Source organism: Arthrobacter sp. HLT1-20 (genome assembly GCF_054510895.1).
Map to the genome: position 1 here is coordinate 1 of NZ_JBTNDR010000021.1, position 26617 is coordinate 26617.

At 63.7% G+C, this 26617-nt stretch carries 22 protein-coding genes; 13 read left to right on the top strand and 9 right to left on the bottom strand.

Features of this window, described 5'->3' with window-relative positions; genetic code table 11:
- Positions 1-164 precede the first annotated feature (164 nt).
- Positions 165-1430 (bottom strand): septation protein SepH, encoded by a 1266-nt coding sequence (gene sepH, locus ACX80Q_RS12045; protein WP_459330771.1) that lies wholly within the window; start codon positions 1428-1430, stop codon positions 165-167.
- A gap of 324 nt (positions 1431-1754) precedes the next feature.
- On the opposite strand from sepH, the gene ACX80Q_RS12050 reads away from it, so the two are divergent.
- Entirely contained in the window at positions 1755-2012 is a 258-nt protein-coding gene (locus ACX80Q_RS12050; protein ID WP_459330772.1) for a DUF4193 family protein, read from the top strand.
- A 56-nt stretch (positions 2013-2068) separates the two neighbouring features.
- On the opposite strand, the gene ACX80Q_RS12055 is transcribed toward ACX80Q_RS12050, so the two are convergent.
- Complete coding sequence (locus tag ACX80Q_RS12055; RefSeq protein ID WP_459330773.1) at positions 2069-2560, bottom strand: DUF3093 domain-containing protein; 492 nt, start codon at positions 2558-2560, stop codon at positions 2069-2071.
- A 91-nt stretch (positions 2561-2651) separates the two neighbouring features.
- On the opposite strand from ACX80Q_RS12055, the gene dut reads away from it, so the two are divergent.
- Genes dut through ACX80Q_RS12075 form a run of 4 tightly spaced genes read left to right on the top strand, consistent with a single transcriptional unit; the run spans position 2652 to position 5085 of the window.
- Positions 2652-3185 carry a dUTP diphosphatase gene (gene dut, locus ACX80Q_RS12060; protein ID WP_459330774.1) on the top strand — a complete coding sequence of 178 codons (534 nt, stop codon included), beginning with the start codon at positions 2652-2654 and terminating at the stop codon, positions 3183-3185.
- A gap of 36 nt (positions 3186-3221) precedes the next feature.
- Positions 3222-4016 carry a DUF3710 domain-containing protein gene (locus ACX80Q_RS12065; RefSeq protein WP_459330775.1) on the top strand — a complete coding sequence of 265 codons (795 nt, stop codon included), beginning with the start codon at positions 3222-3224 and terminating at the stop codon, positions 4014-4016.
- 4 nt (positions 4017-4020) lie between these two features.
- A complete protein-coding gene (locus ACX80Q_RS12070) occupies positions 4021-4356 on the top strand; it encodes a single stranded DNA-binding domain-containing protein (RefSeq protein ID WP_459330776.1) in 336 nt (111 codons plus the stop codon).
- Positions 4357-5085 (top strand): DUF3159 domain-containing protein, encoded by a 729-nt coding sequence (locus ACX80Q_RS12075; protein ID WP_459330777.1) that lies wholly within the window; start codon positions 4357-4359, stop codon positions 5083-5085. It abuts the gene before it with no gap.
- Positions 5086-5161: 76 nt separating this feature from the next.
- On the opposite strand, the gene ACX80Q_RS12080 is transcribed toward ACX80Q_RS12075, so the two are convergent.
- A complete protein-coding gene (locus tag ACX80Q_RS12080; RefSeq protein WP_459330778.1) occupies positions 5162-5830 on the bottom strand; it encodes a potassium channel family protein in 669 nt (222 codons plus the stop codon).
- Position 5831: 1 nt separating this feature from the next.
- Positions 5832-6503 (bottom strand): potassium channel family protein, encoded by a 672-nt coding sequence (locus ACX80Q_RS12085; RefSeq protein WP_459330779.1) that lies wholly within the window; start codon positions 6501-6503, stop codon positions 5832-5834.
- Between the two features lie 179 nt (positions 6504-6682).
- Between ACX80Q_RS12085 and ACX80Q_RS12090 the strand changes: the two genes are divergently transcribed.
- From ACX80Q_RS12090 to ACX80Q_RS12125, 8 genes are all read left to right on the top strand, one after another.
- A complete protein-coding gene (locus tag ACX80Q_RS12090; RefSeq protein ID WP_459330780.1) occupies positions 6683-8701 on the top strand; it encodes an APC family permease in 2019 nt (672 codons plus the stop codon).
- A gap of 15 nt (positions 8702-8716) precedes the next feature.
- Positions 8717-10141 (top strand): class I SAM-dependent RNA methyltransferase, encoded by a 1425-nt coding sequence (locus tag ACX80Q_RS12095; RefSeq protein ID WP_459330781.1) that lies wholly within the window; start codon positions 8717-8719, stop codon positions 10139-10141.
- Between the two features lie 45 nt (positions 10142-10186).
- On the top strand, positions 10187-12760 hold the full coding sequence (locus ACX80Q_RS12100) for an HAD-IC family P-type ATPase (protein ID WP_459330782.1): 2574 nt from the start codon (positions 10187-10189) through the stop codon (positions 12758-12760).
- A 68-nt stretch (positions 12761-12828) separates the two neighbouring features.
- A complete protein-coding gene (locus ACX80Q_RS12105) occupies positions 12829-15657 on the top strand; it encodes an aconitate hydratase (RefSeq protein WP_459330783.1) in 2829 nt (942 codons plus the stop codon).
- 249 nt (positions 15658-15906) lie between these two features.
- A complete protein-coding gene (gene dxs / locus ACX80Q_RS12110) occupies positions 15907-17898 on the top strand; it encodes a 1-deoxy-D-xylulose-5-phosphate synthase (protein ID WP_459330784.1) in 1992 nt (663 codons plus the stop codon).
- 53 nt (positions 17899-17951) lie between these two features.
- Positions 17952-18464, top strand: coding sequence for a DUF402 domain-containing protein (locus ACX80Q_RS12115; protein ID WP_459330785.1), 513 nt, complete (start codon positions 17952-17954; stop codon positions 18462-18464).
- Positions 18461-19135 (top strand): hypothetical protein, encoded by a 675-nt coding sequence (locus ACX80Q_RS12120; protein WP_459330786.1) that lies wholly within the window; start codon positions 18461-18463, stop codon positions 19133-19135. Before ACX80Q_RS12115 ends, ACX80Q_RS12120 begins: the two co-directional genes overlap by 4 nt.
- Before the next feature lie 191 nt (positions 19136-19326).
- Complete coding sequence (locus tag ACX80Q_RS12125) at positions 19327-20316, top strand: aldo/keto reductase (RefSeq protein WP_459330787.1); 990 nt, start codon at positions 19327-19329, stop codon at positions 20314-20316.
- Positions 20317-20341: 25 nt separating this feature from the next.
- On the opposite strand, the gene ACX80Q_RS12130 is transcribed toward ACX80Q_RS12125, so the two are convergent.
- The 5 genes from ACX80Q_RS12130 to ACX80Q_RS12150 form a co-directional block, all read right to left on the bottom strand.
- On the bottom strand, positions 20342-20794 hold the full coding sequence (locus ACX80Q_RS12130; protein ID WP_459330788.1) for a QcrA and Rieske domain-containing protein: 453 nt from the start codon (positions 20792-20794) through the stop codon (positions 20342-20344).
- A 100-nt stretch (positions 20795-20894) separates the two neighbouring features.
- On the bottom strand, positions 20895-23036 hold the full coding sequence (locus ACX80Q_RS12135) for a 3-hydroxyacyl-CoA dehydrogenase NAD-binding domain-containing protein (RefSeq protein WP_459330789.1): 2142 nt from the start codon (positions 23034-23036) through the stop codon (positions 20895-20897).
- A complete protein-coding gene (locus ACX80Q_RS12140) occupies positions 23033-24295 on the bottom strand; it encodes a thiolase family protein (protein ID WP_459330790.1) in 1263 nt (420 codons plus the stop codon). Before ACX80Q_RS12140 ends, ACX80Q_RS12135 begins: the two co-directional genes overlap by 4 nt.
- A gap of 199 nt (positions 24296-24494) precedes the next feature.
- On the bottom strand, positions 24495-25934 hold the full coding sequence (locus ACX80Q_RS12145) for an HRDC domain-containing protein (RefSeq protein WP_459330791.1): 1440 nt from the start codon (positions 25932-25934) through the stop codon (positions 24495-24497).
- Positions 25935-26014: 80 nt separating this feature from the next.
- Positions 26015-26593 (bottom strand): DUF3000 domain-containing protein, encoded by a 579-nt coding sequence (locus ACX80Q_RS12150; RefSeq protein ID WP_459330792.1) that lies wholly within the window; start codon positions 26591-26593, stop codon positions 26015-26017.
- Positions 26594-26617 lie beyond the last annotated feature (24 nt).

Consider the following 26617-nt stretch of genomic DNA (forward strand, 5'->3'; position numbering starts at 1 on the left):
TGCATCAAACGCTACCTCGCCCGCACCGTCTACAAAATCCTCAACTCAAAAATCGAGACCCCGGCCTCGGCTTGACAAATATAGAAGGGTCCCGCAGAAAACGGCGAAAATCACGGTAAAACCGTGAGTTTTCGCCGTTTTCTGCGGGTCAGTTGTTTAAAGAGCTAGTCGCCCTTGGTGCCAAACACGATCTCGTCCCAGCTGGGGACGCTGGAGCGTTTGGGTTTGGCGGCGGCTTTTCGTTCCAGGCGTGCAGCAACTTCGCTGTCGCTGGGACCGCTGTCAGTGGTCTCTTCCATCACGGATTCAGCTTCAACAGCGGGAGCCACAGCCGGTGCGGGGCGCCACGGCGTGCCAGGCTCACCGGACAGGACTATTTCACGGGTCTCGGTGCTGACCTCGGCAACACCGTCCATGTCATGGTGGTGGTCGGCGTCCAGACTGGGTGCCAGCGACAGCAGCGGCATAGCACGCAGCCTGTCCTTGGCGCTGGGCTTGGGCGCATCCGGAACGGGCTCAATGTCGGCGGCTTCGGCGGGGGCGTACAGGGCCTCATCCCTGGGATGCGCGCCGGGGACGTGCGTGCCCAGCATTGCTGCCAGTTCGTCGTCGCCGTTTTCATCAATGCCCAGCCGGACGCCGCGCCGGGACCGGAGCATGTCCAGGAAACCGTGCCCCGGGTACTCCTCGGACTCAGCCACCTCTGGAACCGCAGGTACGTCCTCAAGCTCGGGTTCGGCGTCGGCCTCAACATCAAAGGGTGCATCCAGTACGGCGCTGAGGCGGCGCTCAGGCACGGGACTGTCCATGGGCTCAAGTTCGCTGAGTTGCTGGGCCCAACGGTTGGCATTGTGCAATGCCTTGCGTCCTGGGTGGAAACGCCACAGGGCGGGGGGAGGTTCGCCAATGCTGGTGGCGGCCCACTGCGTCCCGGGTTCAAAATCCGCGCTGATGGTCCACGCGCCGGCGCTGTCACGCCAGGCATCCCAGCGAAGGGACTTCGCATCGATGCCGAAGGCGCCCAGGCGGTGCATGACCATTTCTTCCAACGTTGTGGGGCTTTCGCCAAACGCGGATCGGTAGCCCTCATTGTGGGGCGTGGGTGCGGCAACCTCAACAATGCGGGCCTGGTTGGCAATGTGCTCGCGCTCAGCCAGGACGGGTCCCTCGTACCGGCGCACCTGCTCCAGCGACAAGGAGGACTGCTCCGCCACAGAGGCTGCGCTGGCCCCGCCCCGGATCAACGATTGGATCTCCCGCGGGGTCATCCGGGTGGTGCTTTGCTGCACCCGGGAGCTGCGGATGGCGGACTTCGCCGCGGCCGCACGTAAGGCCTCATCGAGGGGGAGCAGGTAGTTTTCTCCATCGGGACCACTGAGCAACAGGTGTTCGCCGTCGTCGTGGACACCCACCAGCCGCAAATCAGCCATGCCGTTCTCCCAAATCTTCTAGTTTCCCCTCGAAACTTTGCCACCGAACGGGTGCAATTCCTACTACCTTGGCAGGCGTGGCGCGAGATGGCTAGGAAAAAGTACCATTTCGTCCCTGCCAGACCACTGACCGGGCCACCGGCCGGGCCACCGGGCGGACCACTGGCCGGGCCGCAGGGAGGTGCCCGAGGTGTCCCGGAGCGCGCCCATCTTAAGCCAGCTGCGAACTCCGGGCGGGACCGGGCACGGGCCAGTCGTTTGCGCCTTAGGGTATTGGCAGTATTTAGTATCTGCCGCACTTGGCAGCGAAGTGAGGATGTAGTCATGACCACCAGCTTTCACGCACCCCGCACGGCTGGACGATCAGCGCAACCCTCGGCCGTGATCGACCTGGCCGAATCGGAACTGGCGGAACTCTACGAACTTCCCGGCGCCGAGGTATCGCCCGAGGAGTTAGCCCTGGAGATCGTGGCCCAGCAGGCCGATGAATTCACCTGCGGTTCTTGTTTCCTGGTGCGGCACCGTTCGCAGCTGGCTCGGGAGAAGAACGGCCTGAAATACTGCAAGGACTGCGAAGGCTAGGCGCCCACAAAAATGGCCACCCCGTTGTCTTGGGGTGGCCATTGTGGCATGTGTTGTTAGCTGGATTTCTTGGGCACGGCGCCGCCCAGTGCTGCGGCCAGGTGCTCCGGATTGCGAGAGGACGTCAACCAGTAGGGCGTCTTGTCATCGGGATCGGTGATCTCAATCTTGACCACAGGTTGGATCCAGCCGCGAATGCACAGATAGGCCAGGCCATTGAGCTGGGTTCCTCGCTGGGCCGTGGCGTCGTCGCCGTAGTAGTAACTGACATCGCCAACATACTTCCGGTCAATCTGGGCCCGGCCCACTTGCAGTGTCTCCGGCGTCACGGAGATAGTGGGGGTGGAAGTCACCAGCATCACCACCTGCAACACCAGTAACACGGCGAATGCCGCATAGCCGGCAAAGGGGCTAATGGGGATGAAGATCAAGATGCCGGCGGCGGAAAGTCCCAGCACAATGACCCAAATCCAGAGGGTGGGCCACAGCTTCTCGGTGTAGTTGGCCGTGGCGGGGGACATGGCGCCGTGCGGCGATTCAGATGACATGTATGTAGCTTTTCATCTTTCCGGCAGTAATTCACTTCGGGCCCGCGGCGGCGCCGCCACCAGTGTTCGCTTGGGGATAGACTGAGCTGTTGTGACCCATCAGACTTTTGCCTCAAACCAAGAACCGGATCAGCCCGGCGCACCTGTGAGCGTGCAGTTGTGCATGCTCGACGCCGGGATCGAACCTCCCAGCTACGCTCACCCGGGCGATGCCGGCGCAGACCTGCGCACCCGGATAGACGTTGTCCTTGCCCCGGGCGAGCGCGTACTAGTTCCCACGGGTGTCAGCATTGCCCTTCCCTTTGGCCTGGTGGCCTTGATTCACCCGCGCTCCGGGCTGGCCACCAAGCACGGGCTGACCATTGTCAACAGCCCCGGTACGGTGGATGCAGGCTACCGCGGCGAGATTTCGGTAACACTGCTGAATACCGATTCGCACCACTCCATCTCCCTGTCCCGGGGCGATAGAATTGCACAAATGGTCATCCAGCGCGTGGAAATCGCCAACTTTGTTGCTGTGGATCAACTGCCCGACTCGGTGCGCGGCACCGGCGGCTTCGGATCCACCGGTGGTTTTGCCCCGTCCACAAACGGCAGCGCCACCTCAGCGACCACCAACGGCTGATTGCCGTTTCATCTTTCACAAGGAGTCTTTAATCCCATGGCTTTCGGGTTCGGTAAGAAAAAGAAGATCAGCGAAGACAACGACCACACAGGTGGGGCCGAGGGTGCCTCCGGGGCTGCGGCCGACGCGGCCCAGGGCCCTGAGGGCGCCACAGCCTTGTTGAACCTCCCGCCGGATCCGGCCGACACCCTCTACGACCGTGCCCTGCACGGTCCCTTGGATGCTTCCGAAGTGGAAGGAACTGACGGCTACGTCGATTTGGGCGCCTTGCTCATCACCCCGCGCGAAGGGCTCTCCCTGCGCCTGGAAGTGGAGGAAAGCACCTCACGTGTCATCGCCGTGACGCTTGACTTGGACGGTTCCAGCCTGCAGCTGCAGGCTTTCGCCGCCTCACGGTCCGAGCAGTTGTGGCGCGACATCCGCGAGCAGATCGGCCTGTCGGTCGGTTCGCAGGGCGGCGAGATTGAAATTCTTGACGGCACCTTCGGCAAGGAAGTCCTGGCCAAGGTGCCGGCCCAGGGTGCCGACGGCAGCAACGGTTTCCGCGTTGCCCGCTTCATTGGCATCGACGGTCCCCGTTGGTTCCTGCGCGGTGTGTTGGGCGGAAACGCCGCTGTGGACAGCGAAGCCGCCGCTGACCTGGAGAACCTGTTCCGCGGTGTCGTGGTGGTCCGTGGCGAAACACCGCTACCCCCGCGTGATCTGCTGCTACTGCGCCTGCCCAAGGATGCGGCCCCCAGCCCGGAAGGCGCCGTCGCGGCCGACCACGCCACACCGGCCCAGGGCGGGGAACCCTTCCGCCGGGGACCTGAAATCACGGCGATCGGCTAGTTCGGTGCCCACGCTAGACGGCGATTGGCCGCCGGCAGTTGCCATCAATGAGCTGCCCCAGCGCGGCCGGGCCGTGTGCTGCGGCGTTGTCGATGCCGTGACCATTTTGCCGGCCTCGGCAACGCCCGCCTACACGGCCATTGTCACCGACAGGGAGTCACGCACGGCGGATCCCGCAGCGGGCAACCACCGGCTGCGCCTGGTGTGGATTGGTCGACGCCGGGTGCCCGGCATTGCGGCCGGCACGCGCCTGCGCGTTGAAGGCATGGTGTCCCTGCGCCAGGGACTGCCTACCATGTACAACCCCCGTTACGAGATCATTGGAACCCAGGAGAGCTAGTTGAGCCAGCAGAGCCCCGAAGACGACTCCCCGGCAGCCAAGCCCTCAGGAGGTTTCGCTGACATGGCCCAGGAACTGGCTGCCAAGAACCCCTTGGTGCGCAAAGAAAACGGGCACATCGACCTGCTGGCTGCGGCCGGGGGAGCCAGGGGCATTGCCGAGAGCATTCTGCCCGGCCTGGTCTTCCTCGTTGCCTTCACCCTGACCCGGGACCTGACGGTTGCCCTGGTTGGTTCGGTGGCGATGGCTGCCGTCTTCCTCGTTGCCCGGCTGGTCCAGCGCACACCCTTGACGCAAGCGTTGGCCGGCATTGTCGGCGTCGCACTTTCGGCATTCCTGGCCATGAAAACAGGCAAGGCCGAGGACTACTACACGGTGGGCTTCTACACGAACGCCGGGTACATCCTGGCCATGGTGGTTTCGATCGCTGTGCGCTGGCCCGTGCTGGGGCTGTTGTTCGGTTACGCGCGCAATGAGGGTGTTCGCTGGCGCCAGGAGCCCGAGCGGCTCCGTGCCTACCGGGTTGCTACTTGGATTCTGGTGGGCGTCATGGGAGCCCGGCTGGCGGTGCAATTGCCGCTGTACTTCGCCGGTGCCGTTGACGCGCTCGGGGCCATGCGCCTGATCATGGGCGTGCCGCTCTACGCGTTTGGCTTGTGGATCGCCTGGCTGGTCAGCCGCCCCGTGGCGACCGCGTCCGCAGCAAGCGACGCCGAAACCCACGCTTAGACAACTGACCCGCAGAAAACGCCGAAAAAACACGATTTTGACGTGTTTTTCGGCGTTTTCTGCGGGTCAGTTGTCTTTAGGTGCCGGGCTCATTGGTGAGCAGGGTGCGCAGCTCGTGTTCGGCCGCAATGGTGGTGATGAAGAACAGCTCGTCGTGGGCTTCCACCACGTCATCGCCGCTAGGGGTGATGGGTGCCTCATCGCGCAGAATCGCCACGAGTGTTGAATCGTGCGGCCATTGGATGGCGCTGACCATGGAACCAATCACGTGTGAATCCTCCGGAACCGTGAACTCCACCAACGAGGCCACCCCCGTTTGCAGTGTCAGCAGGCGGACAAGGTCGCCAATTTCCACGGCTTCCTCCACCAGTGCCGTCATGAGGCGCGGGGTGTTCACGGCAACGTCAACGCCCCAGGAGTCGTCAAACATCCAGTCGTTCCTGGGATTGTTGACCCGGCCCACCGTGCGGCCCACACCAAATTCAGTTTTGGCCAGCAGGGAGACCACCAAGTTGACCTTGTCATCCCCGGTGGCCGAGACCACAACATCGGCCTCCTCCAATTTGGCCTCGCGCAGGGTGCTGATTTCGCAGGCGTCGCCCACCAGCCACCGGGCACCACGCAAACCACTTTTGCCAATCACCTCGGGCTTGGGGTCAATGAGGAGGGTGTCGTGCCCGTTGGAGAGCAGTTCCTTGGCGATGGAACAACCAACGCTGCCGGCACCCACAATGACAACAATCATGCTAATTCTCCTTCGCGGGGGCGGCTGCAAGAGTGTGCGCCACGTCGGTGAACTGGGCGCTGGCTATCATGGCGTGGACGGTGTCCCCCTGCTGGTAGCTGGTGTCCGGACCCGGCAGGATGCCTTCGCCAAAACGCGTCAAATAGGCAACGCGCACCTTGGCTGCGGATTCAATATCCAAAATGTGCCGCCCAATCCAGTCCGGGTGCAGCGCCAGTTCGGTCAGGATCAAACGCCCGGACGGTTCACGGAAGTCACCCTTGATAGCAGTTTCAGGCAGAATCCGGCGCAGCACCTGGTCAGCGCTCCACCGCACAGCAGCAACCGTGGGGATGCCCAGGCGCTGGTAGATTTCCGCTCTGCCGGGATCATAGATGCGGGCCACCACGTGCTCCACATGGAACGTCTCGCGGGCCACCCGGGTTGCCAGAATATTGGAGTTGTCACCGCTGGAAACAGCTGCAAAAGCGTAGGCGTGTTCAATGTCGGCCTGCTTGAGGGTTTCCTGGTCAAAGCCAACACCTGTGATTTTGCGTCCGCCAAAACCTGTGCGCAAACGCCTAAACGCCCGCTCGTCCTGGTCAATGATCGCCACGGAGTGACCTGAGTCCTCCAAGGTGTGGGCCAATGTGGCGCCCACCCGACCGCAACCCATGATCACAAAATGTGCCACTGGTGCTCCTTGTTATAGCGGATTGCCGAGGATTCTCGGTGGGCCGCTGCTGGTGCCGCATGCTTTGCCATGCGGTGCGGGTACTAATTTCACGATAGTTGCGGCCCTCCGGTCAAGTTGGGGACGGGGCCGCGTAATGCCAAAAACACTAGCCCTAGTGTGACATGGCGGCGGTGGCAATGACATTGGACACCCGGGCGGCGCCCAGTGGTGCTAGCGTTACCCGCGTGCTGAACTTCTTCAACGCGTTCAAGCGAGTCCTTGTGGGACGTCCATTCCGCAACGAAAAACTCGCCCATACGCTCCTGCCCAAACGCATCGCGCTGCCGGTTTTTGCCTCCGACGCATTGTCCTCCGTGGCCTATGCGCCGGATGAAATCCTGTTGACCCTGGCGTTGGCCGGTGTGGCCGCCGTGTCGCTGTCACCGTGGGTGGGCCTGGCCGTCATGGTTGTGTTGCTGACAGTTGTGGCCTCCTACCGCCAAAACGTGCACGCCTACCCCTCCGGTGGCGGCGACTACGAGATTGCCACCGTCAACCTTGGCAGGTCCGCAGGACTCACGGTGGCCTCCGCCCTCATGGTGGACTATGTCCTGACAGTGGCAGTGTCCATGTCAGCAGCCGCGAATTATCTGGCTACGGCAGTCCCGGGCTGGCATGGCACCCAAGCGGCCATTGCGGTGGTGGGTGTCATCATCTTGGCCCTGGTCAACCTGCGCGGCATCAAGGAAGCCGGGACAGTTTTCGCCGTACCCACCTACATCTTCATGTTCTGCATCTTCGCCATGACAGCCGTGGGCTTGTTCCAGGCCGCCACGGGAACCTTGGGCCGGGCGCCGTCGGCCGACTTTGAGATTGTGCCTGAAGCAGCATTCAACCAAGGCCTGGTGGGCCTGGCGGGGGCATTTTTGCTCCTGCGAGCCTTTTCTTCCGGCGCTGCTGCGTTGACCGGGGTGGAGGCCATCAGCAACGGTGTGCCGAATTTCCGCAAGCCAAAAAGCAAGAACGCCGCCACCACTTTGCTCATGCTGGGCGCCATTGCTGCCGGCATGATGGCCAGCATCTTATTCCTGGCGAACGCCACGGACGTGCACATTGTTGCCGATCCGCACACCGAGTTCCTGGTCAACGGCGTGGCGCCGGGAACCGACTATGTGCAGAACCCCTCGATCAGCCAGATCGCCTCCACCATTTTTGGGGCCGGCTCCATTCCATTCTTCATTATTGTTGCCGCCACGGGCGCCATCTTGGTCTTCGCCTCCAACACGGCGTTCAACGGTTTTCCCGTACTGGCCTCCATCCTCGCCGGGGACGGCTACCTTCCCCGCCAACTGCGCAACCGCGGCGACCGACTGACCTTCAGCAACGGGGTGCTGCTGCTGGCTGCTGGAGCGCTGGTGCTCATCATTGCCTTCGACGCCGATGTCACCCGGCTCATCCAGCTGTACATTGTGGGCGTGTTTATTTCCTTCACGGCCAGCCAGCTGGGCATGATCCGGCATTGGACTAGGGAACTGGTGAAGATCAAGGACAAATCGGTCCGCTTCAAGATGAAGCGTTCACGGATCATCAACTCCATCGGCTTCAGCATGACGTTGACGGTGCTGTTGATTGTGTTGGTCACCAAATTTGAACAAGGCGCCTGGATTGCGTTGCTGGCCATGGCGGTCCTGTTTGCCATCATGTGGAGCATCAAGTCCCACTACGACAACGTGGCCAAGGAATTGGAAGTTGAGCCAGATTTTGCGATCAGGGCGCTTCCGGCCCGGATTCACGCTGTGATTTTGGTCTCCCATGTGCGCAAGCCTGTCATGCGGGCCGTGGCCTTTGCCCGGGCCTCACGGCCGTCAACGCTGGAGGCCATCACCGTTGATCTGGACCCGGCGGAGACCGCCCAAACCGTTGCGGATTGGGCGAGGCTGAGCATCCCGGTACCGTTGACAGTGTTGGCGAGCCCGTACAGGGAAACGCTGACACCGCTCATCAGCCACATCAAGGCCATGCGGAGGGACGCCCCTCGCGACTTGATAGTGGTGTACATCCCGGAATACGTGGTGGGAAAATGGTGGGAGCAGCTGGTGCACAACCAGACTGCCCTGCGCATTAAGACGCGGCTGCATTTTGAACCCGGCGTTGTGGTGGCCAGTGTGCCTTGGCAGCTGAAGTCCTCCACAGACGCGAAGAAGTACCAAGAATAGAAGAGCAAACAGCATATGAGCGAGCCCACTAGCACCCCCCGCCTCACCGTCACAGTCGGACCGGTGGCCCACGGCGGCCACTGCGTTGCCAGGCATGACGGACGCGTGATCTTTGTCCGCCATGCCATTCCGGGGGAGACCGTGGAGATCGCTCTCACCGAGCACGACGCCGACGCCAAGTTTTGGCGCGCGGATGTCACCCGTGTGGTGGAAGGGTCCCCGGAGCGTGTGAGTCACTTCTGGCCCGAGGCCGACGCGCTGCGGGCCGGCGCCCGCGGTACCTCACCCATTGGTGGTGCCGAATTTGGCCACATTTCACGCCCCGGCCAGCTCAAGCTCAAAACAGACGTTGTCCGCGAACAGCTCGAACGCCTCGGCGGCGTCCCCACCGAGCGCCTGAATGAGCTTTTCGCCGCAGGTGTTGAGGATGTGGACAGCTCGGGAACGCAGGCACAGCAGGCCGGTTTGGGCTGGCGTACACGCGTGGGCTTCGCCGTGACGCCGTCGGGCAAGCTGGGTATGCACGCCCACCGCTCACACACGGTACTTCCCATCGCCGACATGCCGCTGGCCCTGCCGGCCGTTGATGAGCTGCGCCTGTGGGAGCTGGACTTCACTGGCATTGACCGCGTTGAAGTGGCTGCCCCCGCCAACGGATCCGGCGTGCTGGTGCTCCTGGCTCCTGCCCACGGCTTGAGCGAGAAGGCTGCCGGCCACGCCGTCAAGCGGATTGCCCGTGCCCTGGCCGCCCTGGAAACACCCCCGTCGGTGGCCCGTTGGAACCCTGAAAACAGTGCCATCGAAGTGGTCAGCGGCCGCGGCTGGGTCAAGGAAACCACAGCCGATCACGAGTTCCGCGTCACCGGTGACGGGTTTTGGCAGATCCACCGCAACGCCCCCAAGGTCCTCACGGATGCCGCCTTGGGCTTCCTGCTCGAGGGTGGCTACCTGAACGACGGCGCCGACGTTGCGGACCTCTATGCCGGGGCCGGTCTGTTCACGGCACCGTTGGCTGATGCCGTGGGCTCCGAGGGCAGCGTGCTGTCCGTGGAAGGCTCGCCGGGCACCAGCCGGGACGCACGCAAGAACCTGCACGCCAGCGAGCACGTGGAAATCCTGCAGGGCCGTGTGGAAAAGATCCTGGGCACCCAGTCGCGGGCCTCGCAGTCGGCGGCCGGACAGCGCAGGCGATTTGACGCCGTCGTGCTTGACCCGCCGCGCGCAGGAGCCGGCAAGGTGGTTGTCCGCGCCCTGGTCGCCACGCAGCCCAAGGCCATCGCCTACGTTTCCTGCGATCCGGCAGCCTTTGCCCGGGACGTGAAGTACTTTGCCAACGCGGGCTGGCGCCTGGCCAAGGTCCGGGCCTTTGACCTGTACCCGCACACCCACCACGTGGAAACCGTGGCCCTGCTGGTTCCCGCAGCTGCCATCGACGGCTAACAAAAGCTGACGCCCGCCACCCGCCAGCGAACCCCGAGGAGCCTCTTGAACCAGCCACCACCGAAGGTGCGGCCCCAGCGGCGGGACCTGACGCGCAACAAGCCCAAGGGGACGCTCCTGGCCGAGCGGCGCGACGAGCACCGCAGGGCGGCCATGGCTGCGGCCCGGGCCGGGTTGGCGCCCGTTGATGAGGTGCTACTGGAACGCGACGGACTGACGGCGGCGCAGGTTCGTGAGCGCCACGATGCGGAGCTGAGCAATGCCGTGCGGCATGAGAGCAGCCGCAGCATTTGGGCCATTGTGCGGGCCAACGTATTCACCTTGTTCAACACGGTGTTGGGTGCCTGCCTGGTGTTGGTGCTCATTGTGGGCGACCCGCGGGACGCGCTCTTTGGTTTCATTGTGTTGGCCAATGCCGCCATTGGTGTGGTTCAGGAGTACCGGGCCAAACGGACCCTGGACAAGCTCGCCGTGCTGCATGCACCCAGGGCCCGGGTGCGCCGTGACGGTGTTGACGTGGAGCTGGCGGTTGCCGACGTGGTTTTCGACGACGTGCTCGTGCTACGCACGGGCGATCAGATCCCCGCTGATGCGATGGTTGTGGACGCGGACTCCTTGGAGATCGATGAATCCCTGCTGACGGGGGAGTCCGATCCCGTGGAGAAGCACCCCGGGGACTTGACGTTGTCAGGATCTGCCGTGGTGGCGGGCTTCGGCACTGCCCGGGTGCACCGGGTAGGGGCGGAGTCGTACGCGTCGCAGCTGACGGCTGAGGCGCGCCGCTTCTCCCTGGTCAATTCGGAGATCCGCAATTCCATCAACCGGATCATCTTGTACATTGCGTGGGCGTTGATCCCCATCATTGTGCTGGTCATCAACGGCCAGATGAGCGCCCACGGCGGCTGGGCACGGGCCATTGCCTCCGGCGAATGGCGCATCGCCGTGGTGAGCGCCGTGGCCAGCATTGTGGCCATGATCCCCGAAGGCCTGGTGCTGCTGACAAGCATTTCCTTTGGTATGGCGGCGGTGAGCCTGGCCAGGCAGCAGGTCTTGGTGCAGGAGCTGCCGGCCGTTGAAGGACTGGCCCGCGTGGACATGGTCTGCTTGGACAAGACCGGGACGCTCACCGAGGGCAGGATGGAATTGGCCAGCACACGCGAGTTTGCCGCCGTTTCCGGCTGGCAGCAGGTCCTTGCGTGGCAGGGCGCCCATCCCAATGCCAATGCGACGGCGGCGGCACTGGCCGGCGACTATACGGCGCTGCCCGCGGAGCTGCCAGTTGTACAAATACCGTTCAACAGTGCCCGGAAATTCAGTGCAGTCACCTTCGGTCCCGGCGTGCTTGCCGGTGATTGGGTGCTGGGCGCCCCGGAGATGGTCTTGGCGGGGCAAGCTCACAGTGAGGCGCTGGCCGGCGCGCACGAGGCGGCAGGGCGCGGCCTGCGGGCGCTACTGCTGGCGCACAGGCCGCTACAAACAGTTCACCATGGTGAGATTTCAATCACCCACGGTGAGCCCGCCGACTTCTCGCTGGCCGGGCTGGAGCCGGTGGCCCTGCTGTTGTTCCATGAAAAAGTCAGGCCCGACGCAGCGCAGACCCTGGCGTACTTCCGCGAACAGGGCGTGGCGCTGAAGATTATCTCCGGCGACAACCCCCGGACAGTGGCGGCCGTGGCCCGTGAGGTTGGTTTTGACTTCACCGGAGACGGATATGACGCGCGGGAACTGCCAGAAGACATGGCCGCCATGGCCGATGTTTTGGCCCGTGAAAGCGTTTTGGGCAGGGTCACGCCCGAGCAAAAGAAGGCCATTGTGCTGGCCCTGCAAAGCCGCGGCCACGTGGTGGCCATGACGGGCGACGGCGTCAACGACGCCCTGGCCCTGAAGCATGCGGACATTGGCATCGCCATGGGCAGCGGCGCCGCGGCCACCAAGGCCGTCTCCCGCCTGGTGCTCCTTGACGGCCAGTTCAGCCACCTCCCCTCGGTAGTGGCGCAGGGGCGGCGGGTCATTGCCAATGTGGAGCGGGTGGCAAACCTGTTCCTGACAAAAACCACCTACGCCATCATCATTTCCGTGGTCATTGGGGTGCTCATGTGGCGTTACCCCTTCCTGCCGCGGCAACTGTCCATTGTCAGCTCCATGACCATTGGAATTCCGGCGTTTTTCCTTGCCCTGCTGCCCAATGCCAGGCGCTACCAGCCCGGTTTTCTGCGCCGGACGCTCATGTTTGCCATCCCCTCGGGCACCATTGTGGCTGGCTGCATCATGGCTGTTTACTCCTTCGCCAGGGCTTTTCCAGATCCGGCGCTGAGCGCCGAGGAGGCTGTCACGGTGGCTCAAACGGCAACCACCATGACGGTGCTGCTGGTAGCCCTGTGGGTGCTGGGCACCTTGGCGCGGCCCTTTGACAAATGGCGGGCCATCCTGGTCGGTGCCATGGTCCTTGGCCTGGGTCTGATCATGGCCATTCCGTTCGCCAGGAATTTCTTCGCCCTCGACATCCCCGCAGGGCCGCTGCTAGCGGCTACTATGGGCGTAACTGTCGCAGGGTGTTTGGCGATCGAGCTGCTCTACCGTTTCCTAAAGAAGCGCGGCGCCGTCTCCGAGCGCGAGTAAGGCGTGCCTAACTGGCATCCGTGCCCTTGCGTGACAAAGATAAAAGCAGTGGCGAGAGGAGTCCATCGATGACTAATGTGGACAGTTTTGGTTCCAAAGGCGTACTTAATGTTGCCGGGACCGAATACGAGATTTTCCGACTGAGCTCGGTTGAAGGCGCGAAGAGCCTTCCGTTCAGCCTCAAGGTTTTGCTTGAGAACCTCCTGCGCACCGAAGACGGTGCGAATATTACTGCCGACCACGTGCGTGCGTTGGCAGGTTGGGATCCCAATGCGGAGCCCGACACAGAAATTCAGTTCACCCCGGCCCGCGTCATCATGCAGGACTTCACTGGAGTTCCCTGCATCGTCGACCTGGCCACCATGCGTGAAGCCGTCAAGGAACTCGGCGGAGACCCCACCCGGGTAAACCCGCTGGCTCCTGCCGAAATGGTCATTGACCACTCCGTGCAGATCGACGTATTCGGCAACTCCAACGCCGTCGAGCGCAACATGGAGATTGAATACCAGCGCAATGGTGAGCGCTACCAGTTCCTGCGCTGGGGCCAGACAGCCTTTGAAGACTTCAAGGTGGTCCCCCCGGGCATGGGTATTGTGCACCAGGTCAACATTGAGTACTTGGCCCGCACCGTCATGACCCGCATGGTCGACGGCGTTCTGCGCGCCTACCCGGACACACTGGTCGGCACCGACTCACACACCACCATGGTCAACGGCCTGGGTGTTCTGGGTTGGGGCGTTGGTGGCATCGAGGCCGAAGCAGCCATGTTGGGCCAGCCTGTTTCCATGCTGATCCCGCGCGTCGTAGGTTTCAAGCTGACCGGGTCCATCCCGGCCGGCGCCACGGCAACCGATGTTGTTTTGACCATCACCGAGCAGCTCCGCAAGCACGGCGTGGTGGGTAAGTTCGTGGAATTCTATGGCGAAGGCGTTGCGGCAGTGCCGTTGGCAAACCGCGCCACCATCGGCAACATGAGCCCGGAATTCGGTTCCACGGCCGCCATGTTCCCGATCGACAGCGTCACCGTTGACTACCTGCGCCTGACCGGCCGCAGCGAAGAGCAGCTGGCACTGGTTGAGGCGTACGCCAAGGAGCAGGGCCTCTGGCACGATCCTTCGGTGGAGATCCAGTTCTCCGAGTACCTGGAACTGGACCTCTCAACAGTGGTTCCTTCCATCTCCGGCCCCAAGCGTCCCCAGGACCGCATTGAGCTGAGCAACGCGAAGCCGCAGTTCCGTTCGGATCTGCAGAACTACGTTGCGGCCGATGCTAACGCTGACGGCAACACGGTTGACGAGTCCCTGGAAGAATCCTTCCCGGCCTCCGACGCCCCGTCCTTCACCCACGCAGACAACCACACCCACGATACCGAGCGCGTAGTGGTCTCCGCTGCTGCCGGTGCCAACGGCCGACCGTCCGCACCGATCCATGTGAAGAACGAATCAGGCGTTGAGTTCGAGCTTGATCACGGCGCGGTTTCCATCGCCTCGATCACCTCCTGCACCAACACCTCCAACCCTTCAGTGATGCTCGCTGCTGCCGTCCTGGCACGCAACGCCGTCAACAAGGGTTTGTCCTCCAAGCCGTGGGTCAAGACTTCTGTTGCCCCCGGTTCCAAGGTTGTCACCGACTACTACGAGAAGTCAGGGCTTGTTCCGTTCTTGGAGAAGTTGGGCTTCTACACGGTTGGTTACGGTTGCGCCACCTGCATCGGCAACTCCGGCCCGCTGGACACCGAAGTTTCCGCAGCCATCGCCGAGAACGACCTGTCCGTGACAGCCGTTCTCTCCGGTAACCGCAACTTCGAAGGCCGCATCAACCCGGACGTCAAGATGAACTACCTGGCCTCACCGCCGTTGGTCATCGCCTACGCCCTGGCCGGCACCATGGACTTCGACTTTGAAACTGACGCCCTGGGTCAGGATGCCGACGGCAACGATGTCTTCCTGAAGGACATCTGGCCCAACGCCGTCGAGGTCCAGGAAGTTATGGACGCCTCGATTGACCGTGAGATGTTCACCAACTCCTACGCCACCATCTTTGATGGTGACGACCGCTGGAAGTCCCTGGAAACCCCCGAAGGCAACACCTTCGAGTGGGATCCCAAGTCAACGTACGTGCGCAAGCCCCCGTACTTTGAGGGCATGAAGGCCGAAGCCGACCCCGTTGCCGACATTGCCGGTGCACGCGTTCTGCTCAAGCTGGGCGATTCGGTCACCACCGACCACATCAGCCCCGCCGGGTCGTTCAAGTCCGAGACCCCGGCGGGCCAGTACCTGCTGGCCAACGGTGTTGAGCGCAAGGACTTCAACTCCTACGGTTCACGCCGTGGAAACCACGAGGTCATGATTCGCGGAACCTTCGCGAACATCCGCATCCGCAACCAGATCCTGGACAACGTTGAGGGTGGCTTCACCCGCGACTTCACCCAGGCCGACGGCCCGCAGGCGTACATCTACGACGCCTCGGTCAACTACCAGGCCGCCGGCACCCCGCTGGTTGTTCTGGCTGGCAAGGAATACGGTTCGGGATCCTCACGCGACTGGGCTGCCAAGGGCACCGCCCTGTTGGGCGTGAAGGCTGTTGTTGCCGAGAGCTACGAGCGCATCCACCGCTCCAACCTCATCGGCATGGGCGTCCTTCCCCTGCAGTACCCGGCCGGCGTGAACGCTGCCTCCCTGGGCCTGACGGGTACGGAAACGTTCTCCGTTGAAGGTGTCACCGAGCTCAACAACGGCACCACGCCGAAGACGCTGAAGGTTACGGCCGTTGCAGAAGACGGCACCACCGTCAGCTTCGACGCCGTGCTGCGCATCGACACCCCCGGTGAAGCCGATTACTACCGTAACGGCGGCATCCTGCAGTACGTGCTGCGTCAGATCTCCGCAGCGAGCTAATCCCCAGGCCCTCCCATCCGGCGCCGCGCTAGGGCGCGTCGCCGGATGGGGCGCTCGGAAGCGTGGGCCCGGGCCTGTGGTCCCACGTTTTGTGATCCACGCTCCGTAAGGGCGGGCATTCGGGAAACCGGATGCCCGCCCTTACTTACGTTTAATGTGCTTTGTGCCACCGAAACCAAGCGATACGCTCAGTCATGGCTGTTGGACACGATATTGTTAGACGTTGATAGTGGACCCAGGGAGGTACCAATGGGACTTTTAGAAACCATCACGCATCCGCGCGATCTCAGTAAGCTCAGCCCGAGCCAGATGGAGACCCTGGCCCAGGAGATCAGGGATTTCCTGGTAACCAACGTGTCCCAGACTGGTGGCCATCTCGGCCCCAATCTTGGCGTGGTGGAGCTGACCCTTGCCATCCACCGGGTGTTTGATTCCCCCCGCGACAGCATCGTCTTTGACACGGGGCACCAGTCCTATGTGCACAAACTCGTCACGGGCCGCCAAGACTTCTCCACCCTGCGCCAGCAGGGTGGACTGTCGGGCTACCCCGACCGGGCCGAATCCGAACATGACATTGTGGAAAGTTCCCACGCATCGTCCTCCATTTCCTGGGCGGATGGAATCTCCCGCGCCCGCCAGCTCACCGGTGAGGGCGACCGCTACGTGGTGGCTGTCATTGGCGACGGCGCCCTGACCGGCGGGATGACCTGGGAGGCCCTGAACAACATTGCCGCCGACAAGGACAGGCGCGTGGTGATTGTTGTCAACGACAACGGCCGCTCCTACGCCCCCACCGTGGGCGGCGTGGCGGAGTACCTGGCGTCCCTGCGCCCGGCCATTGACCACGTGCGCACGCACAAAAAGTACGAAGCCTCCATGTCGTGGGGCAAGAAGCGCCTGCAGGACGGCAACGCCGCCGGCCAGTTTGTGTACAAGAGTTTGCACGCCGCCAAGAAGGGCGTGAAGGACTGGTGGGCACCTCAGGGCCTGTTCGACGACCTTGGCATGAAGTATGTGGGCCCGGTCGACGGCCACGACGAGAAGGCCATGGAGTCAGCCCTGCTGCTGGCCAAGAACTACGGCGGACCCGTCATTGTGCACGCCTTCACCGAAAAGGGCCGCGGCTATGCCCCGGCCCGGGCGCACCAGGATGACCAGTTCCACGCCGTCGGGGTGATCAATCCCGAGACAGGCGTTTCCGTGGAGGAACCCAGCGGCAAGTCCTGGACGGGTGTTTTTGGGGAGGAAATCGCCAAGATCGCCGAGGAACGAAGCGACATTGTGGCCATCACCGGGGCCATGTTGATTCCCGTTGGATTTGCCAAGTTCGCCCAAAAGTTCCCCGACCGCGTCATTGATGTGGGTATTGCCGAGCAGCACGCCCTGACCATGGCCGCAGGCATGGCCTTTGGCGGCCTGCACCCGGTGGTGGCCATCTACGCCACGTTCCTGAACAGGGCCTTCGACCAGCTCCTGATGGACGTTGCCCTGCACAAGGCCGGGGTGACGATTGTTCTGGACCGTGCCGGTGTGACGGGGCCTGACGGTCCCAGCCACCACGGCATGTGGGACATGTCCATGCTGCAGATTGTGCCGGGCCTGCACCTGGCTGCCCCGCGGGACGCTGTGCGCCTGCGCGAGGAATTGCGCGAGGCCGTGGCGATTTCCGATGCACCCAGTGTGGTCAGGTATTCCAAGGGTACGGTGGGGCCGGAGATTGTGGCCCTTGAGCGCCTGTACGACGGCGTCGACGTCCTGGCGCGCACCCATCACGACATGCCGGAGTCCGGCAGCGAACCCCAAACCGATGTTTTGATTGTCAGTGTTGGGGCCATGAGCGAACTTGCGTTGGATGTTGCCGCGCGCATTGACCAGCAGGGCATCAGTTCCACCGTGGTTGACCCTCGCTGGGTGATGCCCGTGCCGCGCTCCATTGTGCAGCTGGCTTCACAGCACAGGATTGTGATTGTCATTGAGGACGGTGTCCGGGCCGGGGGAGTGGGCTCACGCATCCGGCAGGAACTGCGCTCAGCCGGTATTGACACGGCCCTGAACGAGGTGGGCCTGCCCGTGGAGTTCCTCGCCCACGGCAGCCGTTCGCAGGTGCTGGAGCGTGTGGGGTTGACCGCCCAGCGCGTGGCCCAGGATGTGGTGGAGCAGGTTCTGGGCACCAAGGTGCCCTTTGCCCGGCCGCTGCCCGGCCAGCCCGCGCCCCGCACAGGTCAGATGCCTATCCTGTGACGGCATTTCCTGACACGCAATCGACGGCTATACCTCAGGCCGGGGATCTGGTCGTGGCCCGCAACCGCAAGTACGACGGCACGGCCCACTGGGTGGTGCCCGGGCGTTACCTGGGCTCCGATGACGCCGGCCACTGGGTGTTCCAGGGCACGGGCGAATTTGTGTCCCGGCCCGGTGCAGCCTTCTATGCGGAATCCGACGCCGTGCTCCTCATTCCCCACGAGGGCGAGTGGGTGGCGACGTTTTACGATCAAAGCCACCCGTCCGGCGTCGAACTTTATATAGATCTGGCCACTGACCTGCACTGGCGTCGCATCCGGCCAGCGGTCGTGGAATTTCATATGATCGACATGGATTTGGATGTTGTGCGCACCAAGCCGCGGGGCCTCTATGTTGACGATGAAGACGAATTCGCCCAGCACCGCGTCACCATGAATTATCCGCCCGAACTGTGCACCCGCATGGAACGAGCAGCGGACGCCCTGATGGAGGCCGTCGCGGCCCGTCAGGCACCTTTTGAGGGCCGGGAAACGGCCTGGTTCACGCTAGGAAGGACACTGCCATGAGCAGCACCGAAGGACAAGACAGCAACGGTTCCGTGGAATCACATGATCTGGACCCCAACATTGTGCGGATGTACAAGAAAGACGACGCCGGGGCCTGGACCTTCCGCGAGGCGTGGATTGACGCCGGGATGCCCCAGGAGGACGACGCCGAGGCAGCCCCGGCGGAGCCCACTGAGATTTACTTTGTGGTCAACCACGGCGCCGTAGGCCACCAAAGCACGTCCAAGGACGTTCGCGCGGCCTCGCTGGATGAAGCCCGTGGAATGCTCGAAGCGTTTGCTGCGCAGTGCGCTGAGGATGGCTTTGCCGTACTCGGCCGTGATGAGCAGTTCACCGTGGTGGCCCAGATTGCGTTGAAGAGTGACAGGGTCACCGACCGGGACAAGACCCTCGGCGCCAGCGCCAAGGCAGCCCTGACGGCACACCTGGCATGGCGCGGCAGCGGAATTGTGGAGAAGATTGAATTCACCAAGGGCCCGCACAGCACCGGCAAGCTGAATGTGTACATCCTGGCACCGGATCCGGCCCGTGCAGTGGCCAACATCAAGGTGTGCATCCGTGAAGAGAAGCTCGACTTCACCAAGCTCACCGTAGCCGTGGCACCGGCCGACCAGCTCGATGAGCTGCGGGCCAAGCACAGCAGCAGCGGCAGCACGGCCTTCAGCCTCTAACCCGTCTCCCCACCGACGCTCTCGCAGCAATGGTGTGTTTTTCTTCGACGCTCTCGCAGCAATGGCTGGATTTTCACGGACGCTCTCTCAGTTCACTGCGAGAGCGTCCGTGAAAATGTCACCATTGCTGCGAGAGCGTTTTGGATTGCTTGGGTTGCTTGGGTGCGTCCAGGACTGGCTATTGTTGAACCATGACTGAGAACCACATTGAATACCGGCAAGTGGGCCGTTCCGGACTGACCGTTTCAACTGTGGGGCTGGGGTGCAACAACCTGGGCCGCAGCGGGACTGTGACCCAAACGCAAGAGGGCAGTGACGCCGTCGTGCATGCCGCCCTGGAGGCTGGCATCACGCACTTTGACGTGGCGGATGTTTACGGGATGAGCCCGGGCCTGAGTGAAACCATCCTGGGCAAGGCACTCGGTGCGCACCGCGAGAAAGTGATTGTGGCGACCAAGTTCGGCATGGATGCCCAGGGCGCCAACGGTGTGGATTGGGGTCGGCGAGGCTCGCGCAAGTACATTTTGCAGTCCGTGGAGGCGTCGTTGCGCCGGCTGGGCACCGACTACATTGACCTCTTTTACTACCACACCCCCGACAGCCACACCCCCATGGCGGAGACGCTCTCGGCCCTGGATGACCTGGTCCACGCCGGCAAGGTGCGCTACATCGGGCACTCAAATCTGCCCGGGTGGCAGATTGCCGACGCCGAATATACCGCCCGTTCCTTGGGCTCAGAGCGGTTTGTGGCCAGCCAAAACCACTACAATTTGCTGGACCGCCGCGCCGAGCAGGAGGTCACCCCGGCTGCCGAGGCGTATGGGTTAGGCGTGATGCCGTACTTCCCGCTCGCCAACGGCTTGCTGACGGGCAAATACAGTGGAGGTGCGGTGCCCGCAGGCAGCCGGCTCTCACACACCCGCCAGCACCTGGTCCAGGCAGCGGACCAGGAGCAGTTCACCGCATTTGGTGCCTTCGCTGCAGCCCGTGGACTAACAGAAGTTCAGGTGGCGTTCTCCTGGCTGGTAGCGCAGCCGTCGGTGGCCAGCGTCATCGCCGGTGCCACCAAGCCGGAGCAGGTGCGCCAAAATGCCGCAGCCGCGGGCTGGAAACCTACTGCCGAGGATCTGGCTGAGCTGGATCTGATCTTCCCGCGGACCCCCAAAGTGGCCCTGTTCTAGCGCTTTCCGGACAACTGCTGCCACCCTACATGCTGACGGTGATCCATTCCCCGTCTATGGCAGCGCCGAAGCGGGGCAGTGCGGCCTTCGCCGGGCCGGACACCACCGTGCCGTCTGCGCCTTTGAAAGTTGATCCGTGGCAGGGGCACTTGAAGTCCGCCCCATTGGGGGCAACCTTGCAACCGGCGTGGGTGCAAATGTCTGTGTAGGCCAGAACCGTGGTTTCATCCGGGCGGAACAACATCACATCAACACCATTGGCGGTTCCGGCTGCGGAGCTGCCCACGGGGAGCTCGGACACTTTACCCACCTGGTAGGGGGTTCCGCCCGTGGGGATCTCTGACGGAACGTTTCCTTGGGCGGGGCTCGTAGCTCCGTTGGGGGTGCAGCCCACCAGGGCCAGTGCGCAGGCGGCGCCGGTGGCTGCTGTTGTGGTCCGCAGGGCGTTTCGTCGGGTCAGGGTCGGTTCAGCCGTCATGCATCCATTCTGTCAGCTTAATTCGAAAGTACAGTAGATGCCGATGTTGCGGCGGCACATCAGCATCTACTGTACGTTCGGCAGGCAGCGGCAGGCAGCATCAGGCGGCGGGGTGGAAGAGCTTCCCGTTGACCCGCTCCGAGGCGCCCACCCTGTCCAGGTAGGGTGTGATGCCGCCCAAGTGCAGGGGCCAGCCGGCGCCCAGGATCATGCACAAATCGATGTCCTCGGGGCCCGCCACCACTCCCTCTTCCAGCATGAACCCGATCTCCTCGGCCAGCGCATCCTGCGTCTTCTGCAGCAACTCCTCAGCCGTCGACGGCGAATTGCCAAAGCTCAGCAACGCCAGCGTGCTCTCCGGGATGGACACGCTGCCATCCGGTGCACTCTCCCACAGTCCCTTGATGCCGGCGTCGATCAATGCCTGCTGGTTGGCCGAGACGTGGAAGCGGTCGCCAAAGGCCGTGTGCAGCGACTCCGTCACGTGCTGCGCCACGGGGATGCCCACCATGGCGAGCAAGGTGAACGGCGTCATGGGCAGGCCCATGGGGCGCAGCGCGTTGTCCGCAACGTGGGGATCGGTGCCCTCATCGAAGGCCGCGGAAACTTCGGCCATGAGGCGCAGCAGCACCCGGTTCACCACAAACGCCGCCGCATCCTTGACCAGCACCGCCGTCTTGCGCAGCGCCTTGGCGGTGGCAAAGGCAGTGGCCAGCACGGCGTCGTCGGTCTTGGGTGCCCGGACAATCTCCAGCAGCGGCATGACTGCCACGGGGTTGAAGAAGTGGAAACCGACCAGGCGTTCGGGGTGCAACAGGTCCTCGGCCATGGCCGTCACTGACAAGGAGGAGGTGTTCGTGGCGAGGATGCACTCGGGCGAAACAATTGCCTCCACCTCGGCAAACACGGCCTTCTTGACGTTTAGTTCCTCAAACACGGCCTCGATCACGAAGTCGGCATCCGCAAACGCCTCCTTGGACACGGAACCCGTCACGAGAGCCTTGGTACGGTTGGCCGCGTCCTGGCTCAGGCGGCCCTTGGCGAGCAGCTTGTCCACCTCGCCATGGACGTAGCCCACGCCCTTGTCCACGCGCGCCTGATCAATGTCCGTCATGACCACGGGCACTTTGAGCTGGCGGGCAAAGAGCAGCGCAAACTGGCCCGCCATGAGGCCCGCGCCCACCACGCCAACCTTGGTGACGGGGCGCGCCAGCTTGGCATCGGGCGCCCCGGCAGGCCGCTTGGCACGTTTCTGGACCAGGTCGAGGAACGCATAGACGGTGTCGCGGAATTGCGGCGTTTGCATCAGATCGGCCAGCGCCTCATCCTCGGCGGCGAAGGACTGCTCCTTGGTGTAATGCTTGCCCTTCTCCAGCAGCTCGATGACGCGGGCCGGGGCGGGGGCGGCGTTGGACGTTTTCGCCTCAACAAACGCCTTGGCGCGCACGACGGCGGCGTCCCAGGCCGCGCTGTTTTCCTCGCTCAGCGGCTCGGAGACGGCGTTGGGGCGGCTGACCTCGCCACCGGCCAGAACACGGGCCGCCCAGGCGAGCGACTGCTCCAGGAAGTCGGCTGGCTCGAACAAGGCATCGGCAATGCCGAGCTTGTAGGCGGCCGGCCCGCTGAGCGTACGGTTGTTGCTGAGCGCGTTCTCCAGCATGACGGTCACGGCGTTGCCGGGTCCGATCAGGCGGGGGAGCAGATACACTCCGCCCCAGCCTGGGACCAATCCAAGGAACGCCTCGGGCAAGGCTAGGGCGCCGGCGCCGGTGGAGACTGTCCTGTAGTTGGCGTTGAGTGCGATCTCCAAACCGCCGCCCAGGGCCAGTCCGTTGATGAACACAAAGCTGGGGACGCCAAGGTCATTCAGCGTTGAGTACACATCGTGGCCCAGCTGGGCCATCCAGAGCCCGGCTTCGCGGTCCTTGAGGCTCTTGACGGCTGACAGGTCGGCACCGGCAGCCAAGAAATACGGCTTACCGGTGACGCCCACACCAACAATCTCGCCGCGGGCCGCGCGTCCACGCTGCTCTTGAAGGACAGTGCCCAGCTCCACCAGAGTGTTGGGACCCAGGGTGCTGGGGCGGCGGTGGTCCAGGCCGTTGTCCAAGGTGATGAGGGCAAAGGTGCCAGCGCTGGCAGCGCCGTCAACGCCCGGGAGTGCGATGTCCTTCACATACGAGTGGGTGACCACCTCGTCTGGGAACAGGGCTGCGAGCTGGTGAAAGTCCTGGGCGCTCATGCGGCGCTCCCTTCGGTGGCTGAGGTGGCTGAGGTGGCTGCGGTGGCTGACGTGGCTGCGGTGTTGAAGTGCGGGTTTTCCCAGATGACGGTGGCGCCCATGCCCAGGCCGATGCACATGGTGGTGAGGCCGTAGCGGACCGAGGGGTCTTCCTGGAATTGGCGGGCCAGCTGGGTCATGAGGCGGACACCGGAGGAGGCCAGGGGGTGGCCCACGGCGATGGCGCCGCCATACTTGTTGACCCGGGGATCGTCGTCGGCAATTCCATAGTGGTCAAGGAAGGACAGGACCTGAACGGCGAACGCCTCGTTAATCTCAAACAGGCCAATGTCATCGATGCTCAGACCGGCCAGTTTGAGGGCCTTCTCGGTGGCGGGCACGGGTCCGATGCCCATGACTTCCGGCGCCACGCCGGCGAACGCGTAGGTGACCATGCGCATCTTGACCGGTAACCCAAGCTCCTCGGCGGTCTCCGCGGAGGCCAGCAGTGCCACGGTGGCGCCGTCGTTCAAACCGGCGGCGTTGCCAGCAGTCACGCGGCCGTGGGCGCGGAAGGGGGTATTCAGTGTGGCCAGGTCTGCAACTGTGGTGCCGAGGCGCGGGGGCTCGTCCACGGTGTTCAGGGTCCAGCCCTGCTCGGGTTTGAGGGTGGCCACGGGCACCAGATCGGGCTGGATCTGGCCGTTGGCGTACGCTGCGGAGAGCTTGTTCTGGCTCGCAACGGCGTAGGCGTCGGTGCGGTCCTTGGTGATGGCCGGGAAGCGGTCGTGCAAGTTCTCGGCGGTGTTGCCCATGTTCAGGGCCGCCGGGTCAACAATCCGCTCGGACATGAACCGAGGGTTCGGGTCCGCACCAACTCCCATGGGGTGGTGGCCCATGTGCTCCACGCCGCCGGCAATGACCACGTCGTAGGCGCCGAAACCGATGCCGGAGGCTGTGGTGGTCACGGCTGTCATGGCACCGGCACACATCCTGTCGATGGCAAAGCCGGGAACCGATTGCGGCAGCCCTGCCAGCAGCGCTGCCGTGCGGCCAATGGTCAGGCCTTGGTCACCCGTCTGGGTGGTGGCGGCAATGGCCACCTCGTCGACGCGCTCCGGCGGCAGCGAGGGGTTGCGGCGCATGAGCTCGCGGATGCACTTGACCACCAGGTCATCTGCCCGGGTGGTGGCGTAAATGCCCTTTTCCCCGGCCCGTCCAAAGGGTGTGCGGACGCCGTCAACAAAGACCACGTCCCTAATCTGCCGATTCTGGCTCACCTGGTGCTCCTTGAGTGCGTTCAACGGATGTCGCCGGCCCAAGAAATTTGGGGACGACTGTGTCACACATCATGTTACCCGCGAGTAACTTAGAGTCAAAATCCCCGCTCAAAGTCCGACGGCGTGCCAAACGGGCGATGACGCATGAAATTTCACACGTCATCGCCCGTTTGGCACGCCGTCGGCGGAGGCAGAGGGGCTAGGTGGTCGCTTCCTCGGACCTGGGGGTCTTCGGTTCCTTCGGTGGCAGCGGCTCCGGGTTCAGGAGGGAGTCGGCGAGTAGTTCCGCAGTTTTTTCAATCTGCCACGGGCGGGCGCCAAGTTCGGCCAGCTGGGCTGAGACGCTCTCCACATTGATGCTCGACGGCGGCCGCCAGCACACCCGCCGCAGGAAGTCCGGTGTGAGAACATTTTCGCCGGGAATGTTGATGGACTCGGCGAGATCGTTCAGGCGCTGGCGTGCCGTGGCGTACCTGGCCGCAGCCTCGGGATCCCGCTCGGCCCACACCCGCGGCGGGGGAGGGGTGTTGGTGGAGACCTGCAGGGGCGGCAGGTCGGTGCTGTTCTTGGCGGTTTGGATGGCGTGGAGCCACTTGGGTGCGTCGCGTTTGGCGGCGCGTCCGTGGAAACCGGACAGGCCCAGCAGGGCCGGAACCGTTGTGGGCATGCCTTTGGCGGCGGCCACAATGGCCGAGTCCGGGATGAGCCGGCTGGGGGCGATGTCCCGGTGTTCGGCCAATTTCTCCCGCGTGTACCAAAGCTCGCGGACCACGCCCAGCTGGACCCGGTTGCGGATGGTGTGGGAGCCGGAGGTGCGCCGCCACGGGTCAACGCGCGGGGCGGGTACGCCGGCGTCAATCAGGTGTTGGAACTCCTGGGCGGCGTAATCGAGCTTGCCGTCCTTTTCCAGCAGCGCCACGAGTTCCTCTTGCAGATCAACCAGGACCTCAACGTCGAGGGCGGCGTAGCGCAGCCACGGCTCGGGCAGGGGGCGCTGGGACCAGTCGGCGGCCGAGTGCTCCTTGGCCAGGTGGTAGCCCAGCAGGGATTCCACCACGGCGCCGAGACCGACGCGCGGCAGCCCGGCCAGGCGCGCAGCCAGTTCCGTGTCAAAAAGTTTACTGGGCCACATGCCAACACCTGCCAGGCACGGCAGGTCCTGGCTGGCGGCGTGCAAGATCCACTCCACCCCGTCCAGGGCCTCGTCAATAATCTTCAGGTCATCGAAGGCCTCGGGGTCGATGAGCCAGGTGCCGGCACCTTCGCGGCGGATCTGCACCAGCATGGCGCGCTGGCCGTACCGGAAACCGGAGGCACGTTCCGTGTCAACGGCGGCAGGTCCGTGCCCGCTGGCCAGTGCCGCGGCGCACCGTGCCAGGGCGGGCTGGGTTTCCACGACGGCGGGAATCCCGTCCTGTGGCATATCCAGCACCACCAAATCGGGCAGGTCGCCGAGTTCCACCCGGACACCGTCAATGACCACGCTGGTCAGCGGTGCGGGGGCCAGTTCGACGGCGGTGGCGGCTTCGTGTGCGGCCCCTGTGCCCGCCGGGGTGTTGGAGGGGGAGTCGGTGCCATGGTGTGCAACGGACTTTTTGGCCCGGGCGCGGCTGTGTGCGCTGGATTCTGGGTTGGTCATGATGCCCTTAGTCTACCGAATGGTGCAGGATCTGCTGGGGTGGGAACCGCCGCCGGCCGCGCCGAGCCTCCCACGCAGCGTCACCAGCCGCTGTTGTGGCGCCGCTGTGGGAGTAGTGTCACACCATGCGGCACGGGAGGCAGGCCGGCAAACGTGCAGACCAGATTGCTCCACGCTTGCAGGTGCGCGCGGACATCGGGCCCCTCCGGAGTCCATGAGGCGCGCAGTTCAATGTCAATGGAATCGGGGCGGGAAGCCAGGGCGCCAAAGCCTTCGGAGAGGACGCGGGTGGCCGTGCCGCCCGCGCAGCGGTACCGGGCATCCGCTGCCTCAAGGGCCTCCACCAGCCAGGCCCAGGCCACGTTGCCCAGCAGGGCGTCGTTTCCCATGTCCGCCTCAAGCTGCGCCCGCACATAGGTGACAATGCGGAAGGTGCCGTCCCACAGCTCCGAGCCGTGGGGGTCGTGGAGCAGGATGAAGCGTCCCGTGGCAAGTTCGTCGCCGTCCACCATGACCTCGGCACCAAGTGCCACGCCGAAGGGGGCAAGCCGTGCCGGGGCGGGGACTTCGGCCAGCGTCAATTCGCTGCGGCTTCGCCCCGCCCGCAGGGACGCCAAGGCGGTTTGGAAGTCAGCGGGAAGCTGTGGGATTTGACTCACCTTGGCAGATTATGACGACGCCGG

What these genes read in the sequence shown, in the direction of transcription:
- ACX80Q_RS12125 (WP_459330787.1), top strand. Translation starts at nt 19,327, where the DNA reads ATGACTGAGAACCACATTGAATACCGGCAAGTGGGCCGTTCCGGACTG.
- ACX80Q_RS12090 (WP_459330780.1), top strand. Translation starts at nt 6,683, where the DNA reads ATGACATTGGACACCCGGGCGGCGCCCAGTGGTGCTAGCGTTACCCGC.
- ACX80Q_RS12050 (WP_459330772.1), top strand. Translation starts at nt 1,755, where the DNA reads ATGACCACCAGCTTTCACGCACCCCGCACGGCTGGACGATCAGCGCAA.
- ACX80Q_RS12055 (WP_459330773.1), bottom strand. Translation starts at nt 2,560, where the DNA reads ATGTCATCTGAATCGCCGCACGGCGCCATGTCCCCCGCCACGGCCAAC.
- ACX80Q_RS12065 (WP_459330775.1), top strand. Translation starts at nt 3,222, where the DNA reads ATGGCTTTCGGGTTCGGTAAGAAAAAGAAGATCAGCGAAGACAACGAC.
- ACX80Q_RS12095 (WP_459330781.1), top strand. Translation starts at nt 8,717, where the DNA reads ATGAGCGAGCCCACTAGCACCCCCCGCCTCACCGTCACAGTCGGACCG.
- ACX80Q_RS12145 (WP_459330791.1), bottom strand. Translation starts at nt 25,934, where the DNA reads ATGACCAACCCAGAATCCAGCGCACACAGCCGCGCCCGGGCCAAAAAG.
- ACX80Q_RS12105 (WP_459330783.1), top strand. Translation starts at nt 12,829, where the DNA reads ATGACTAATGTGGACAGTTTTGGTTCCAAAGGCGTACTTAATGTTGCC.
- ACX80Q_RS12130 (WP_459330788.1), bottom strand. Translation starts at nt 20,794, where the DNA reads ATGACGGCTGAACCGACCCTGACCCGACGAAACGCCCTGCGGACCACA.
- ACX80Q_RS12080 (WP_459330778.1), bottom strand. Translation starts at nt 5,830, where the DNA reads ATGATTGTTGTCATTGTGGGTGCCGGCAGCGTTGGTTGTTCCATCGCC.
- ACX80Q_RS12120 (WP_459330786.1), top strand. Translation starts at nt 18,461, where the DNA reads ATGAGCAGCACCGAAGGACAAGACAGCAACGGTTCCGTGGAATCACAT.
- dxs (WP_459330784.1), top strand. Translation starts at nt 15,907, where the DNA reads ATGGGACTTTTAGAAACCATCACGCATCCGCGCGATCTCAGTAAGCTC.
- sepH (WP_459330771.1), bottom strand. Translation starts at nt 1,430, where the DNA reads ATGGCTGATTTGCGGCTGGTGGGTGTCCACGACGACGGCGAACACCTG.
- ACX80Q_RS12135 (WP_459330789.1), bottom strand. Translation starts at nt 23,036, where the DNA reads ATGAGCGCCCAGGACTTTCACCAGCTCGCAGCCCTGTTCCCAGACGAG.